The 15,798-nt window shown below is 43.2% G+C and carries 14 protein-coding genes and 1 tRNA gene; 12 read left to right on the top strand and 3 right to left on the bottom strand.

The window, feature by feature from the left end; translation table 11 throughout:
- Positions 1-19: 19 nt before the first annotated feature.
- Complete coding sequence (locus DBZ36_RS08855; RefSeq protein WP_120354587.1) at positions 20-859, top strand: 23S rRNA (adenine(2030)-N(6))-methyltransferase RlmJ; 840 nt, start codon at positions 20-22, stop codon at positions 857-859.
- Here DBZ36_RS08855 and DBZ36_RS08850 read toward each other — a convergent pair.
- Complete coding sequence (locus tag DBZ36_RS08850) at positions 837-1,610, bottom strand: phosphotransferase (protein ID WP_120354586.1); 774 nt, start codon at positions 1,608-1,610, stop codon at positions 837-839. The genes DBZ36_RS08855 and DBZ36_RS08850 overlap by 23 nt on opposite strands.
- Positions 1,611-1,675: 65 nt before the next feature.
- Between DBZ36_RS08850 and thiB the strand changes: the two genes are divergently transcribed.
- From thiB to DBZ36_RS08830, 4 genes are read left to right on the top strand one after another with little or no spacing between them, the layout of a single operon-like run.
- The gene (gene thiB, locus DBZ36_RS08845; protein WP_120354585.1) at positions 1,676-2,662 is read left to right on the top strand and encodes a thiamine ABC transporter substrate binding subunit; all 987 of its coding nucleotides are present in this window, start codon (positions 1,676-1,678) and stop codon (positions 2,660-2,662) included.
- Between the two features lie 30 nt (positions 2,663-2,692).
- Complete coding sequence (locus DBZ36_RS08840) at positions 2,693-4,285, top strand: ABC transporter permease subunit (RefSeq protein ID WP_120354584.1); 1,593 nt, start codon at positions 2,693-2,695, stop codon at positions 4,283-4,285.
- Positions 4,269-4,997 carry a thiamine ABC transporter ATP-binding protein gene (thiQ, locus tag DBZ36_RS08835; RefSeq protein ID WP_120354583.1) on the top strand — a complete coding sequence of 243 codons (729 nt, stop codon included), beginning with the start codon at positions 4,269-4,271 and terminating at the stop codon, positions 4,995-4,997. Before DBZ36_RS08840 ends, thiQ begins: the two co-directional genes overlap by 17 nt.
- Complete coding sequence (locus DBZ36_RS08830) at positions 4,994-5,335, top strand: hypothetical protein (protein ID WP_120354582.1); 342 nt, start codon at positions 4,994-4,996, stop codon at positions 5,333-5,335. Before thiQ ends, DBZ36_RS08830 begins: the two co-directional genes overlap by 4 nt.
- Here the strand turns inward: DBZ36_RS08830 and dapA are convergent.
- On the bottom strand, positions 5,332-6,204 hold the full coding sequence (gene dapA, locus DBZ36_RS08825) for a 4-hydroxy-tetrahydrodipicolinate synthase (RefSeq protein WP_120354581.1): 873 nt from the start codon (positions 6,202-6,204) through the stop codon (positions 5,332-5,334). The genes DBZ36_RS08830 and dapA overlap by 4 nt on opposite strands.
- Positions 6,205-6,452: 248 nt before the next feature.
- On the opposite strand from dapA, the gene rsmC reads away from it, so the two are divergent.
- The 5 genes from rsmC to DBZ36_RS08800 all read left to right on the top strand — a co-directional run bounded on the left by rsmC (position 6,453) and on the right by DBZ36_RS08800 (position 13,022).
- On the top strand, positions 6,453-7,475 hold the full coding sequence (gene rsmC, locus DBZ36_RS08820) for a 16S rRNA (guanine(1207)-N(2))-methyltransferase RsmC (protein WP_158589058.1): 1,023 nt from the start codon (positions 6,453-6,455) through the stop codon (positions 7,473-7,475).
- Positions 7,476-7,673: 198 nt separating this feature from the next.
- The gene (gene glgC, locus DBZ36_RS08815) at positions 7,674-8,894 is read left to right on the top strand and encodes a glucose-1-phosphate adenylyltransferase (protein ID WP_120354579.1); all 1,221 of its coding nucleotides are present in this window, start codon (positions 7,674-7,676) and stop codon (positions 8,892-8,894) included.
- 250 nt (positions 8,895-9,144) lie between these two features.
- Entirely contained in the window at positions 9,145-10,572 is a 1,428-nt protein-coding gene (gene glgA / locus DBZ36_RS08810) for a glycogen synthase GlgA (protein ID WP_120354578.1), read from the top strand.
- 80 nt (positions 10,573-10,652) lie between these two features.
- Positions 10,653-10,943, top strand: a complete 291-nt coding sequence (locus tag DBZ36_RS08805) for a late competence development ComFB family protein (protein WP_120354577.1) — start codon at positions 10,653-10,655, stop codon at positions 10,941-10,943.
- 309 nt (positions 10,944-11,252) lie between these two features.
- Positions 11,253-13,022 carry a putative bifunctional diguanylate cyclase/phosphodiesterase gene (locus DBZ36_RS08800; protein WP_120354576.1) on the top strand — a complete coding sequence of 590 codons (1,770 nt, stop codon included), beginning with the start codon at positions 11,253-11,255 and terminating at the stop codon, positions 13,020-13,022.
- 25 nt (positions 13,023-13,047) lie between these two features.
- Here DBZ36_RS08800 and DBZ36_RS08795 read toward each other — a convergent pair whose 3' ends face one another.
- Positions 13,048-13,920: a CvfB family protein gene (locus DBZ36_RS08795; protein ID WP_120354575.1), complete on the bottom strand. Its 873-nt coding sequence runs from the start codon at positions 13,918-13,920 to the stop codon at positions 13,048-13,050.
- 166 nt (positions 13,921-14,086) lie between these two features.
- Between DBZ36_RS08795 and DBZ36_RS08790 the strand changes: the two genes are divergently transcribed.
- Positions 14,087-15,427 (top strand): MipA/OmpV family protein, encoded by a 1,341-nt coding sequence (locus tag DBZ36_RS08790; RefSeq protein ID WP_158589057.1) that lies wholly within the window; start codon positions 14,087-14,089, stop codon positions 15,425-15,427.
- A 117-nt stretch (positions 15,428-15,544) separates the two neighbouring features.
- Positions 15,545-15,620, top strand: a tRNA-Phe gene (locus tag DBZ36_RS08785).
- Positions 15,621-15,798 lie beyond the last annotated feature (178 nt).

The following is a 15,798-nucleotide window of genomic DNA, read 5'->3' as shown; positions in this document are numbered from 1 at the left end:
TCGTCTAAGGAAAATCATCATGCTAAGTTATCGACACTCCTTTCATGCTGGCAATTATGCCGACGTACTTAAGCACGTCACTCAGCTGAGTATTCTTGACTACATGTGCCAAAAAGATGCCCCTATACGCTATGTTGACACTCACAGTGGTGCAGGTGGCTATTCCTTAGAAGAGAAACAAGCGCAGACGACACTTGAATATAAAGACGGAATTCAAAAGCTGCTACAGGCAACTAATCTCAACCCGCTTTTACAACGTTACGCGAGCCTAGTTCAGAGCTTTAATGATAATCAGGGACTGAGTCACTATCCAGGCTCACCATGGTTTGCTCAACATATTTTGCGCCCGCAAGACCGATTGTTCCTGCATGAAATTCATCCAAGTGACTTTCCGCTTTTAGCAAAAACGTTTTCCCGAGACAAACGAGTTTCATGTCGTGACAAAGATGGCTTTGAAGGGCTTGTGAGTTTAATGCCACCTCGAGAGAAACGTGCCATGGTTCTAATTGACCCGCCTTATGAAATCAAATCAGATTATAAATTGGTGGTAGAAACCATAATCCGAAGTCACAAACGCTTTAAACAAGCATGTATTGCACTTTGGTATCCGGTAGTAAAGCGTGAACGCATTCAAGAGCTTGAGAACCAGTTGGTCAGCAGTGGGATTCGTAACATTCAACTTTTCGAACTTGGCTTAAGTGCGGATAGTAGCGGCCGAGGAATGACATCCAGCGGTATGATAGTGGTCAACCCACCATGGACTTTAATGGCGCAAATGAATGAAACGTTGCCCTTGCTCAGTCGAATACTAGCGCCGACTGATGGCCAGTTTCGTGCTATTGAGTTGGTTGGCGAATAGCAGTTTTAGCCATTGAGGCAGTTGACCAAAGCTTGTCAATGCTCGCGCTCGCAAGCTCAAGTAGCTGCCACTCCCAGAGGCTTAGGCCACTTTGGCTCTGCAGCTGTTCTTTTTGAGCACTGGATAAATTTAAGTGCAGTGAACAATAAACCCAATCCCAACCATAGCTGGAATGCGAAAGGTATTCCCAGTCTAAAACCCGTAGTCGTCCATCCGACTGGAGCAAAAAATTGTCGTTGTATAAGTCATGATGATTGAGCCCTATTCGTGAATACAAGCGCAGTTCTTGGCTTAGCTCTCGACACTGTTTAAAAAAGCTGTGGTTTAATTCTTCCTTATTCTCCGAACTAAGCTCGCAGGCCTCGATTAAAACCTCGATGTATTCCGACAAATCAAAACGCTCTTTATCGCACTTCAAAGGCTGGCGCATCGCATCAAGAAAACGACAAAGCTGATCAAAGGTTCGCGGGTCGCGCCATAGCTTATCTTCAATGGCTTGACCTTCTAAGAACTGCCAGATTTGATAATTTTGGTCTTGTGACAACAGCTTAGCAGCCCACCCGCGTGGCTCTAATTCTTGTAATATTTGGGCTTGGCGTTGATAATCGAATCGCCAAAAGTTATGTTGCTGCTGTAAGCGACGCATTACCAAGCATTGCTGCTCATTAACCAGCAAAAAACATTGGCCACGACCTTGCTCAAACTCTCGAACGCTAAATTGGCGTTCATTGAAAATGAAAAACTCGGTCATAATTTCGTTACTACGATTACTCAAACTCAAATTCGCAATTGAATCACATATAACAGGATGTTTTCATGAAAGCTAACGTTTGGCTACCTTTAAGCTGCGCCGCTCTAAGTTTTAGTCTTGCAGCACAATCCCCAGCAGAGCTCACTATCTACACTTATTCATCATTTGTTTCGGATTGGGGACCAGGACCTGCGTTAACGCCGCTTTTTGAAGAACAATGCGATTGTACAATTAACTGGGTCGGTCTGGATGACGGGGTTTCTATTTTAAACCGCCTCAAACTAGAGAAAGGCAACAGTAAAGCAGACGTTATTTTGGGGCTCGATACGCAACTAATGCAGGAGACGAGAGCGTTAGGTGCTGTACAAGATTTTGAATTGAGCCTACCCACTTTAGCTTTCGACTGGACTGAAACCGACTTCGTACCCTTTGATTATGGTTACTTTGCGTTTGTGTATAACACCGAAACGCTAGAAAACCCTCCTTCTTCTATGGCCGACCTACTGGATAATTTCGAAGGTAAGGTTATCTATCAAGATCCTCGCACTTCAACACCAGGGCAAGGTTTGATGCTATGGATGAAAAGCATCTATGGCGATCAAAGTGACGCCGCTTGGAAAAAACTAGCCACCAAAACCGTTACGGTAACCAAAGGTTGGAGCGAAGCATATGGCATGTTCCTTAAAGGTGAATCAGACTTAGTTTTGAGCTATACCACTTCCCCTGCTTATCATGTCGTAGCAGAGCAAGACGAGCGCTTTGCTGCAGCGCTTTTCAGCGAAGGTCATGTGGCTCAGATTGAAGTGGCTGCGGTTTCGGCTAACAGTGAGCAAACCGAACTGGCTAATCAGTTTTTGAGTTTCTTAATTAGCGAGCCGGCTCAGGCGATTATTGCAACGACCAATTGGATGCTACCCGTCAATCCGCAGGCTGAACTCCCCGAGGCCTTCTCGCAACTGATTCAAGTAAAAGATATACCGGTTGATTCAAACCAGGCAGCTGAAATGCGACAAACTTGGACTAAAGAATGGCGCAATGCACTTAGCCTGTAGCACTTATATAATCTAAGGCAATAATAACGCGTGTTATCGTTTAATCGTCTTAATGTTGCCCGTCTCGCGGGCAACACCGTTAGTCTATTTTTACTAAGTGTCGTTAGCCTTGCATTTTGGGGCTTGTTGTCCAGTAGCGACACCGTGTTTTGGAAAAACTCCTTCGATCCCTATTTATTGAGTGTATTACGCTTCAGTCTTTGGCAAGCGTTCGTTTCTGCAATCGCATCACTCGGTATAGGCCTCCTAATGGCTCGCAGTCTTGCTATGCTTAGCTCACAATTCAATAGCTGGCTTTTGAGCTTATGTCTTCGGGCTTGGGGTTTATGTTTTGTTGCTCCTGTCATATTAGTCGTACTTGCTGTGGTTTCCAGCTTAGGTAGCTCTAGCTCGATACAGCAAATGTTACCCATCGAATGGAATTTGTATGGACTAAATGGCATTGTCATAGCCCATTGCTTTTTAAATGCACCGCTAGTTGCACGACAAACTTACTTGCTATATCAAGGCATTCCTAGCCGTTATTGGCAGCAAGCGGAGCAACTCAATTTCAGCTCATGGCAGCGTTGGCGAATTATCGAATGGCCCCAACTTAGGGGCAGCATTTTTTCTCTGTTGTGCTTAGTATTCCTACTTTGTTTCGGCAGCTTCACCGTCGTGTTAGCCCTGGGTGGCGGTCCTCAAACAAGTACTCTAGAAGTCGCGATTTACCAGGCATTGCGCTACGATTTTGACTTAGTATTCGCCGCACAATGCGCCCTAGTCCAGCTAGCCATTTCATTATTGATTGGTGGCTTTCTATTGGGCCGCGAAAAAGTAGTTGCCTTGCAGCCAAGTATAAGCCGATTTAGCTTAAACCTAAGTCCTTGGCAAAAGCTGAGGCACCGTTTAATTCTTAGTTCAGGCAACGTGTTCCTGTTATTAATCGCAAGTGGCGCATTCAGTTCTATCCATGAACTTAATTGGTCAAATCTACCTTGGGACAAGCTTGCTCAAAGTGCTCTTTGGTCAGTCTCAATCGCGATGTTAAGTCTAGTGTGGGTACTATGTATGGGCTTATCACTGTTATGGCGTCACTATAACTTACTTCAACAACAGCGAGGCTTAGGCCGTTTTCAAGAGCTGCTAGCATCCATATTACTGCTTTGCCCTTCGATGGTAATCACAACCGGTATCTATTGCCTGCTACTGCCCATCGCTGACATTGAATCCTATACTCTGCTAATTGTTTCATTGGTGAATGCGTTAATTGCTTTACCATTTTTTATACGTAGCCTTAAACAAACCTTACATCAAATTCACTTAGACTATTCTAAGTTGCTGCAAAGTTTGGATATTACTAGTATTGCAGTTTTGCGTTGGGTGATTTGGCCACGAATGCGTCATGCATTTTCGCTTGCGTGTGCTTTAGTGTTAGTTTTGAGTATTGGTGATATGGGTGTTATTGCGTTAATAGGATCAACGCAGATCGTCACCTTGCCACTGCTTTTATACCAACAACTCTCTAGCTATCAATTTGCCTTAGCGAGCTTAACCGGATTAGTTTTACTATTATTGTGCGGATTACTATTCTGGATTTGTGAAGCTCTTATCGTTGGAAAAAGCCATGACCCTAAAACTTGAACAGCTTTCATGTCGTTTTAAAGAACACCAATTTGAGTATTCTTTAGAGCTCGAAGCAGGTGAAATTATGGCGGTGCTAGGGGCTAGCGGCGCAGGAAAAAGCACCTTAATTGAACTCATTGCCGGGTTTTGTAAGGCAGAGGCTGGGCGGGTTTCTTGGAATAATCTTGATTTTAGCCAGAACAATCCCGCGCAACGCCCGGTGACCACATTGTTCCAACAACACAATTTATTTAATCATTTGAGCTTACGCCAGAATATCGCATTCGGCTTACATCCAAGTGGTAAACTAAATGCTCATCAAACACAGTTACTGCTTCAGATAGCACAAGAGCTTGGGATAACTGCACAGCTTGACAGCCTGGTAAATCAGGTTAGTGGCGGGCAACAACAACGAGCAGCATTAGCTCGATGTCTATTGCGAAAACACCCGGTATTATTGCTCGATGAACCTTTTAGCGCACTCGATCCAGTGACCCGAGCTGAGTCCTTGAGCTTGGTTCGAGAATACGCGAAACGCTTGCAACTTTGCGTGATTATGGTTAGTCATAGTTTGAGCGATGCAATGCATGTCGCGGATCGAATTTTGTTCATTGAACAAGGGGAGATCCAACAAAATAGTTCCGCGAGTGATTTTATTACTGAACCCGCAAGTAAAAACATAGCCGATTATATTCAAGCCAGCTCATTAGCTGCCGTTAACAAGCTATGAAGGTTAATTATGATTTAGGTGCAGCGAGTTTCGAATCTATCTATGCAATGCGGCAACGTATTCAAGGTAATTCACCGCGCCCTACGATCACCGAATACACTGCTAATCAGCAGATGCGCTCACCTGGGTCAAAGGTATTTGGTACCGGCCGCGATGTACCACCAGACCAAAGTGCTACTCAGCTACGCGAAGGCCACAACGCCCAAACAGCCAATAGAAAAGCGATTAGAGAAGCGATGAACCGCAGTATTGACGATGTACCGCGCCACATTCGCCAATATGCCGAAGCAATGGACGAACGCGGTAATCGCGGTCAGGTATTACTCGCTAGAGCTTAAATCAACTCCAGCTTACGCATCGCAGTTTCTATTTCGAGTTTGCTTTCTTCACTCAAAGGGGTAACTGGTAGTCGGCTATCAGCCTGAGCGCGATTAAGAAGTGAAACAGCATATTTTGCGCATGATGGACTAGGCTCTAAGAACATTGCTCGGTGTAACGGCAAAAGCTTATCTTGCAGTTTTCCAGCTAGTTCGTAATCTCCGGCTAATGACGCCTCTTGCATTTGCGCACATAACTTCGGTGCGACATTGGCAGTTACAGATATGCAACCGGTTCCGCCACTTACGTTATATGAAACTGCTGTGGCGTCTTCACCGCTTAACCAGCAAAACTCATCTTCAATAACAAGACGCTCGAACAAAGGACGAGTTAGGTCTCCTGTGGCATCTTTTACTCCTACTATGCGCGGCAAAGTTGCCAAACGCTTAATGGTATCTATCTCTATGTTTACCACGGCGCGCGGGGGAATATTATACAAGACAATCGGTTTGCTAGTCGCGTCATGCAGCATTTTATAGTGCTGAAACAAGCCCTCTTGACTTGGACGATTGTAGTAACCGGCAACATGTAAAGTGGCATCCGCACCGGCATCTTCAGCATGCTGAGTGTATTCGATAGCTTCCAAGGGATTATTAGACCCAGCACCAGCGATGACAGGAACTCTTCCCGCAACTTGCTCAACTACTGTTTTGACTACCTTAATATGTTCATCATGACTCAGGGTTGGGCTTTCTCCAGTGGTACCAACAGGTACAATTCCGTGAGTGCCTTGGTCCACATGCCAATCAACTAATGCACGTATTGCTTCGTAATCAACTTCACCATCTTTGAATGGTGTGATCAAAGCAACAATTGATCCCTTAAACATAACAACTCCTTAAAACGCAAAGCCCAGCTGCAGCGCCGGGCCTAAATTATAATTTTTTAGTCCAGTGCCTATGCACTTCGGAAGATGGTATTAGTTTCGCTAGCACCAATTAAAAGTCAAGCGATTGATGGCATCAGGCACCGCTTGAGTTCTAAAATCTTAGTAAAATTGAATAAATGGTGCCTAAGACAGCCAAAAGCCGTCAAAACTGCTATGATCGTTGCAAACTTTTTAAGCTATTTCTGAACATGCTACGCACACTCTCAGCCCCTTCGGAACTTTTAGTTCGCCATTTAGATTTGTTTAAAGACCAGAATCTAGCCTTAGTTGGACAAATCCATGATGACTTTGCCTTAGACCTGCTTGAGCATAGCGCGAGTGTCACGGTTTATTGTAATCATTTTGGCCATTACCAGCACTTACAAACGCAAGAAAGAGACCAACTCAAGGTCGTATTTACCGCAAGCCCAGTTATTAACGAAACCATAGACACTTTAATTTTGTATATGCCCAAAGCCAAAGCTGAAGCACAGTTTTTGTTGGCGCAAGTGTTAGCGCAACTTCAGCCGGGCACTACTATTTTTATCGTCGGTGAGAATAAGGGTGGGGTTAATGCGGCGCCCAATTTACTCAAAGAGCATCAACTAAGTTGCCAGAAAATAGATAGCGCACGACGTTGTTCGCTATATTTCAGTGAACTTGAAGGGACAATCAAAGCCTTTGAACTAGAATCTTGGATAAAGCAGATCCCAGATTTGCAAAGTCAGCTTGAATTGGTTTCTTTGCCTGGCGTTTTTGGTCATGGCAAACTTGACGAAGGAACGAAACTCTTACTTGAACACTTGCCGAAACTATCTGGCTCGGTTCTCGATTTTGGCTGTGGCTGTGGCGTGATTGCCCTTAGTTTAGCCACCCAATCAACACTAAAGGTTAGTGGTCTGGATGTCAGTGCTTATGCTATTGAAAGTTGCCGCCTCAATCAGCAGTATAATCAAATCAATGCCCATTTTTTTGCGTCAGATGGATTGAATGAAGTGAAGGACAGTTATGATGTCATCGTCAGCAATCCTCCATTTCACGAAGGCACCAAAACTCAATACCAGACCAGTGAGACCTTTTTAAAGCAAGCCAAGCAACACCTTCGTCCAGAAGGTGAACTGTGGTTAGTTGCCAATAAATTCTTGGCCTATGAAAGCATATTGCAAAGCCACTTTTCTACGGTTCGAGAAGTAGCAAGTAACGGGCGATTCAAAATTCTTGCCGCTAGCTAAAATTTAAATAAAGTAAAAGCTTTAATTGTGTGCGCTGCGTTAATGCCCAACACATTAGACCGCAACCTTTGCAACATTAATTTTACAGCAAACATAAAGATATATAGCTAGACTTGGGTATCGGTTTACTTCTTAAGCTAAATATGGAATTTTAAACCCTGAAAACGATTTCAAGCATACAATTAATGAGGAAAGTAAATGGCTGGTATCTTATCGATGATCTTAGCGGGTGGTGAAGGCACGCGTTTATACCCCCTTACAGAATCAAGAACCAAACCTGCGGTGCCTTTTGGTGGCAGTTATCGACTCATCGATTTTGCTCTTAATAACTTTGTAAACTCCGACTTTCTAAAGATTTATGTTCTGACTCAATTTAAATCTCAATCATTGAATATTCACCTGAGACAAGCTTGGCATTTGTCAGGTATTACCGATCGCTTTATTGATGCTGTACCTGCGCAAATGAGAGTTGGTAAACGTTGGTACAACGGAACTGCTGACGCAATTTATCAAAACGCTCGATTTATAGAAATCAACGAACCCGACCACGTTTGTATTTTTGGTAGCGACCACATCTATAAAATGGATGTGCGCCAGATGGTGGATTACCATAAGCAACTCAAAGCTGATTTAACTGTTGCGGCGATCAAGGTACCGATCTCACAAGCTGACCAATTTGGGATTATAGAAGTTGACGAACAAGGCCGAATGATAGGCTTTGAAGAAAAACCAAAACAAAATCCGAAGACCATCCCTGGCGACCCGGATCATGTACTGGCATCCATGGGTAATTATGTCTTTGAAACTCAAACTTTGCTGACATCGTTGAGCAAAGATGCTGAGAACCCTGAATCGAGCAACGATTTTGGTAAAGACATCATCCCTGAGTTGTACGCCAAGGGGAATGTTTTCGTCTATGACTTTACCACCAACCAAATCGAAGGCGAGGTTCACCACGGCTATTGGCGCGATGTAGGTACTATTGACTCTTATTGGGCAGCTCATATGGACTTACTAAGTGAAGATCCTGAGTTCTCACTCTATAATCCTAAGTTTCCTTTACATACTTATTACCCTCCGCTCCCCCCTGCGACCTTTAAGGATGTAGGAGAGAACGTCGTTAAAGTAAGTCAATCTCTGGTATCCGCTGGTAGTTTCGTTTTAGGCTCGGTGGTTGAACGCAGTGTCCTTGGCTTTAGAAGCCATGTTCGTAGCGGCTCTATTGTTTCTGAGTCGGTGTTGATTAGTAACTGCCGTATTGGCGAAGGTTGCCGCATTCGACGGACTATTATCGATAAAGGAGCTGAAATTGCTCCAGGGACTATCATTGGCGAAAATCTCGAACAAGACCGTAAGCTGTATACCGTCTCTCCCGAAGGGATTGTGGTCATTCCCAAAGGTGCCAAAATAGGATTCTAAGCTTAAAGCAATCAAATGCTGGAGTGCAGCTCCAGCGTTTGATTGACTTGCAAGACGCAAGGCCTAGTAACGCACCTTATTGCATTACAATATGCTCCTGTTAATATTGATATTTATTCAAGTCGGCTTAGATAAGCATTTATCAATACTTATGTTACATTTTCATGCCTGTTTATCTAAATTGATTTCTCTTTGCCCAGTCTTTAGTCCAGTGCTTTAACCTGATCAAGCATTGGCTTAGGAGTTCTAATTGAATAACTCAAATTTTAAAATATTGTTTGTTGCCTCAGAAGTTGAAAGCTTGGCTAAAACAGGTGGACTTGCAGATGTAGCTAAGGCCCTGCCATTAGCATTAAAAGAACAGGGCTTTGATGTTCGTATTGTCATGCCGTTCTATAAAAGCATAAACCGCCGCGAACAAGCCAAGTCCATCGCTAGTTATCAGAGCCATACTATTGGATTCGGAATTAGTGAACTTAAGATCGCTGATGTTCCAGTTTACCTAGTAGAGCATGATGACTATTTTCTCCGTGATGAACTTTATACTGAGAATGGCCATGGATTTGCAGATAATGGCGAACGTTTTAGTTTCTTCTCCCAAGCCGTTTTTCCTCTTTGCGAAACCCTAGACTTCAAACCCGATATTATCCATTGCAATGATTGGCATACTGGATTAGTCCCATTTTTACTTGAGAAGCAGTATCGCGGTTCAGAATTCTTCAAAGATACCCGCAGCGTTATCACTATTCACAATGCGGCTTATCAAGGCATATTTCCTGGTCAGCAATTTGCGAAGTTGGAGTCACAATTGAATATTGATGAGCTCTACGAAGATCACCATGCCGTCAATATGTTAAAAACTGGGATCCGCTTTGCCAATAAAATTAATGCCGTTAGCCCTAGTTATGCTGCTGAGTTACTTACTCATCTTGGTTCGCACGGATTAAGTGACATCCTAAACGAAAGGGCTGATGACCTAAGTGGCATACTTAATGGCTGCGACTACTCAGATTGGGATCCGCAAACAGACCCTTATCTACCCTCTAATTATTCACAATCGGATATGAGCGGCAAAACGGTTTGTCGTCAAAGCTTGCAGATTAAAGTGGGACTTGAGCAAAACGACGTCGCTATTTTTGGTGTCGTAGCTCGACTCACTGAACAAAAAGGATTCCATATGCTTATTGAAGCTTTGGAAGACTTTTTGATTCATGATGTACAAGTGATCATTGTTGGAACGGGCGACCCGAAACTAGCATCGCAACTACATCAACTTTCTCAGCAATATCCGCAAAAACTAGCCTTTATAGAAGCTTATAGCAATGAGCTTGCTCATCTCATAGAAGCCGGAAGTGATTTCTTTTTAATGCCTTCGGTGTTTGAGCCGTGCGGACTCAACCAGATGTATAGTCTCGCCTACGCAACTTTACCTATTGTACGCGCAGTTGGAGGTCTGAAAGACACAGTAATCGACTATGACCAGAACCCAGAACAAGCCACTGGTTTCGTATTCGAACAACCTAGTGGACAGACCCTACTCAATAGCCTTCGTCGCGCACTGCTTTTATATTTAGAGCATCCGGACGCTATCCAAGACATGTGTGACCGAGCTATCCAAACTCGCTTCTTGTGGCAGGATTCATTACCACAATACACCGAGTTATATAAACAAGCGTGATCACAAATCGATGCATAGCTGCTTTATCACAATCAAGCACATGCTATATATTAAATGACTTAGACTAAAAAGAGCGAACTATGGCGATTTCAGAAGACGTACATAATTTAACCGAGCAACTGTTAGAAGACCAAATACTTATTGCCGGCTTGAATGACCGATACCCACCTGATTTTGTAAGTGATTTATGTTGTTTAGCCCTGAACCGCCTTCCAGTTCGTTATGTACGTCATCATGTTGATGCCCTAAGCGCGTTAAGTGACGGCGAACGACAGGACCTAACTCGTGAAGTTATTTCAGCCATAAAAGACTGCGAGCATTTCTTAAAAAAAGACCGGCGCATCGAAGAACGAGATATCATCGCTCTTTAAGTCTAGTCCCCTTGAGTTATCAATACGGCTTCGTTCTGAAGTGCGTATTGATACTTCAGTTTTGTATAAGCCTTAGCTCCTCATCGATTTTAAGCACTGTTGAATATTTTTACTGGTCCATTGCCTGCGCCGCTAATAAGCGAACCCTAAATAAGTAACTCATGAACAAAGAGTTCATACATGATTGATTTGTATGCGATTTTAAACTGGCCGTACTTATTTATTTACGCATCAAACAAGTGCTTGGGCTATCAAAGTTATAGACCTTTAAGATAGAATAAGCGCTATTATTTATACTTGGTTGTTTTCATGTTTTCGTTGTATGTCACCTTAGTTATTCTCTGTATTGCGGTTATCTTTCTCTGGGTCAAATATCAATCAAGTGTTAAAGCTCTAGAACAAAGTGAAAAAAGTGCGCAACAGCTGCAAGCATTAATGGATAGCACACCCGATTCTGCCTGGATTAAAGATCTTGATGGTTACTACGTTTGGACTAATGCCCATTTTGCGAACTATTTTGGGCTCAGTAGCCAACAAATTGTTGGGAAACGAGATTATGACCTTCTAGAACAATCTATCGCCGATGAATTTTTCGATGAAGATCAACAAGTTGTCCGTTCTCAAGAAGCATTAGTGAAAGAGCACGAGAATTCTAGCACGGCACTGAGCTCATGGTCAGAAACCGTAAAAGTACCAATCTATAACAGCTTCAACTTAATCACTGGTACTGCTGGTATTAGCAGAGATATTACGCAGCGGAAAAACTCAGAAGATAGGATCCGACAATTAGCACTTTTTGACCGATTAACTGGCCTTCCAAATCGCATCGAGCTAGAAAAACGAATTGAGCAATACATTCAAGACAATCCCGATAGTCATTTTCATATTGCCCTCATCGACTTAGACAACTTTAAGCTAATAAATGATGGTATCGGTCATCAAACTGGAGACCGCATTTTAAAATCAGTCGCGGATAAATTGAAAGCAATACAAAATGATAACATGATCCTAAGCCGCCTTGGCGGCGACGAGTTTGTACTTATGGTGTGCGATAGTGAGTACGGTGCTGAACAACTTGGGAAGTTTATTGCCAATGCGGTCAACGGTGAGATAAAACTCGACGATTTAAATTTCGAGATTTCTGCAAGTATCGGAATATCGCAATACCCAAGAGATGGCAACGAATATGGCATGTTGCTGCGTCACGCAGATTTAGCGATGTTTATGGCCAAGCAAAAAGGCAGAAATCAAACTGTATTGTTTGAATCGAAACTGGCTAATACTGCCCTTGAACGCGTTGAAATGGAAAAAAATCTACGAATGGCCCTGAATCAGGACCAGTTCGAACTCTATTATCAACCTCGTGTTTCTCAAACGGGTCAAATCTTAAGTATGGAAGCGCTTATTCGCTGGCGTAATCATGAGCAAAAGTCGATACCACCAGGTATTTTCATACCAATTGCTGAGCAAGCAGGTTTGATGCTCGGTTTAGGTAACTGGGTTGTTGACGCAGCTTTAACTCAATTACAAAGCTGGATCGAGCAAGGCCTACAAGTGGTCCCCGTCTCCATCAATATTTCAGCCATTCAGCTGCACCAAAAAAACTTTAGTCAACAGCTACTACAGCGCATTAGCAAATTTAAAGTCCCTTGCAAACTGATAGAGCTAGAGATTACAGAGTCGTTACTGATGGAAGACGTGCAACTGGTGAGTACCCACTTACACGCCTTACAAAAAGCGGGCATTGGAATTAGTATCGATGATTTCGGCACTGGTTATTCAAGCCTCGCTTACCTAGCCAACTTCCCTAGTGATTCACTTAAAATTGACCGCTTGTTCATCACGAATCTGCACATAAATGTGAGTAATCAGCGACTAGTTCGTGCAATTGTCGATTTAGCCGAACACTTTAATCTTAATGTTGTAGCTGAAGGGGTTGAAACCCAAGCCGAGCTTAGCGCGGTTATCGAATGTGGTGTGGATGAAATACAAGGTTACTTCTATTCAATGCCACTGCCTGCGGATCAAATTGCGAGTAATTGGTTGCAGTTAAAAGATGTGAACAATCAACAGGCATAGCGCCTGTTGAACGCTTGAAAAAAGACTAACTCACTTCTTCGACCAATACGATACCAGTCGCCGATATTTTTATTTTTCCGGCTTTATACAAGGTCCCAATGGCCTTTTTGAAGTTGCCTTTGCTGACTCCAAACACCGCTTGAATAAGCTCCGGAGCAGATTTGTCGTTCATGGCCATATAGCCACCTTCGGCACTTAAGCGCTCAAGAATTCGCTCGGCAAGATCAGGTAAACGCTGCGCAATGGGCGCTTGTAAGCTCAAGTCAACCTTACCGTCTTCGCGAATACCGCTAATGAAAACCTCTAGCTCTAAACCTTGACGCAAACGCTGAAACACTTGGTCTTTATACAGTAAGCCCCAGAACTTTTGTTCAATGACACACTTATACCCAAGGTCTGTGCGCGAAGCGACAATAGCATTCACTTTTTCTCCGACTTTTAGGCCGGTACTTTCATCTTGAATAAAGCGATCGATTTTTGCAGTCGATACGACACGGCCGCTATGATCAACATAGATGTAAACAAGGTATCGCTTGCCCTCTTCCATTGGTTGGCGTTGGTTACTAAAGGGTAAGAATAAATCCTTATCTAGGCCCCAATCCAAGAAAATTCCAACTTGGTTAACTTGATTAACTCGCAATAACGCGACTTCACCTACTTGGGCTTTAGGAAACTGTAAACCAGCTTCTAAGCTACCGTCGCTGTTGCGATTAAGGAAGACTCGCAGCGTATCCCCAACGGCTGGGACATCTCTGTAGGCCGCTGCTGGCATAAATACTTGTTCGTTCCCCGATTCTTCAGACCACGCTTGCTGAGCAAGGCTCTCTTGCCCTAAGACCAAGCCATGGTCCAATACTTCATTTACAATCAGTTCAACGGTTTGTCCTGCACTAAGCATTGCAACTACCTTTCATTCAAAATTCGCTTTCATTAAGCCTTAGTTTTTAATTATAACAGCCTAGTTGGATGAGAGCTTCGCTAATTTAAGCATTGTTGGCATGACTTATCTTGCATTTCAGGCTTATCTCGCTAATATTCGCAGGACTAAATTAAAAGGACTTATTGTGCGTTTTCTACTAATTTTCAACCTCATTTTTATCACACAAGCCCTCGCGAACGACAACAACCGATTTATCAATATCAATGGTGATGATGACTGGCTTCTCGGTATCAGTTTGCGTAACGCGGATATCCCATTTGCGGAAATTGAAACCTCAAATGGAGAAGTAATACCTCGCTCTGATAAAGTAAAAGATCTTGTACCATTATTTTATTACGAAGGTGACTATCTGTATTTAGAAGGCGCAGCTGGCGGGATAAAGTTTTGGGATGAAGGTTCGAATACTGTGTCGCTTCACTCAGAGTTCCGCTTTTTTGATATGCCCGCTGAAGTACAGAATTTAAAGTCAGACAATGGCATTGATGTTGGTGTGCGTTGGCAATACAAGTTCTCACAAGACAAAGCCTTACTCGCAAGCCTTATGAGTAACAGCCAAAATTTACCTTACTCTAAAATTGAGTATCGTCAGAAAACGCAATTTGGAAACTTGATTGCTATTCCCTACGTACAAGCAACCATCAAAAGTGCGGAGTTTAACGATTACTTTTATGGACTTAATTTTGCCACCGATTACGATACCAATGCTAAAGCTGACATTGACTGGCGATTAGGTGCTTCCTTTCGCTACCCTATTTGGCAAGAGTTTAGTGTTATTGGCGATCTAGCAGTAAATCGCCTCGGACATAATACCCGAAGTCTGGAGACTATCGACAGTGACTATGAGCTACAAAGCAGTATCGGGATTAGCTTTAGTGGCGAAAGCATCGGAAAACCGATTCCAGAAAACCCAGGTTATGTCCGTGTAGCGCATGCATGGGGTACGCCTTCTAATCTTGATGACATCATTCACGGTAACACTGAAAAAGACTTCAACAACAACCAACTAACTTCTCTTTTTTATGGTCACAAGTTGAGTGATACCCTACTTACACTACCAATTGAAGTCTATGCAACGCCTGGTATTGCTTACCACCATTCAAGTGCAGGCCAAGATCGCTTCTTAGAATATGTTTTTGCTTTCAAAGGTTACTATACGCTGCCATTACCTTGGAGAATTCGTTTAGGGGTTGCAGAAGGTCTATCCTATACGTCTCAAATCAGTGACTTGGAACAACGCGAAATAGTCGACAAAAAAGGCTACGCTAACGCAAGCAAGTTACTCAATTATTTAGACTTTAGCCTCGACATTAGTATTGGCGATGTTTTCAGAAAAAATGAACTCAAGGAGCTTTGGCTTGGTTATGGTATCCACCACCGTAGCGCTATTTTCGAAAGCTCTTCCTTATTCGGTCGTATTAAGGGCGGAAGCAACTATCAGAGTGTTTATCTGCAGTGGCATTGGTAGAAGTTGCTGATAGATTGGTCGACTTGAGTATAAGTTCGGCAAACGGTCTTAAAATACAGAATTATTAGCTTAAGCTGCTTGACATAAAACCGTCATTACCGTTTAATAGCCGCCGTTGCCCGGATAGCTCAGTCGGTAGAGCAGAGGATTGAAAATCCTCGTGTCCCTGGTTCGATTCCGGGTCCGGGCACCATATTTATGTTGAGTTACCGAACTCAAAACGAAAAACCCACGCCTAGCGTGGGTTTTTTCGTTTTCGCGCTATATCTATTCCATTAGCAACCGCAACGCGATGGAAGTCATTACCTAAAGCGCAAGCCTTCTCAAATTAGTCATGATCAATACATCGATAAATGAAGAAACTCTGCTTT

It is taken from the genome of Alginatibacterium sediminis, assembly GCF_003610775.1.
Taxonomy (GTDB): Bacteria; Pseudomonadota; Gammaproteobacteria; order Enterobacterales; family Celerinatantimonadaceae; genus Alginatibacterium; species Alginatibacterium sediminis.
This window is presented reverse-complemented; position numbering and strand designations above follow the sequence as displayed.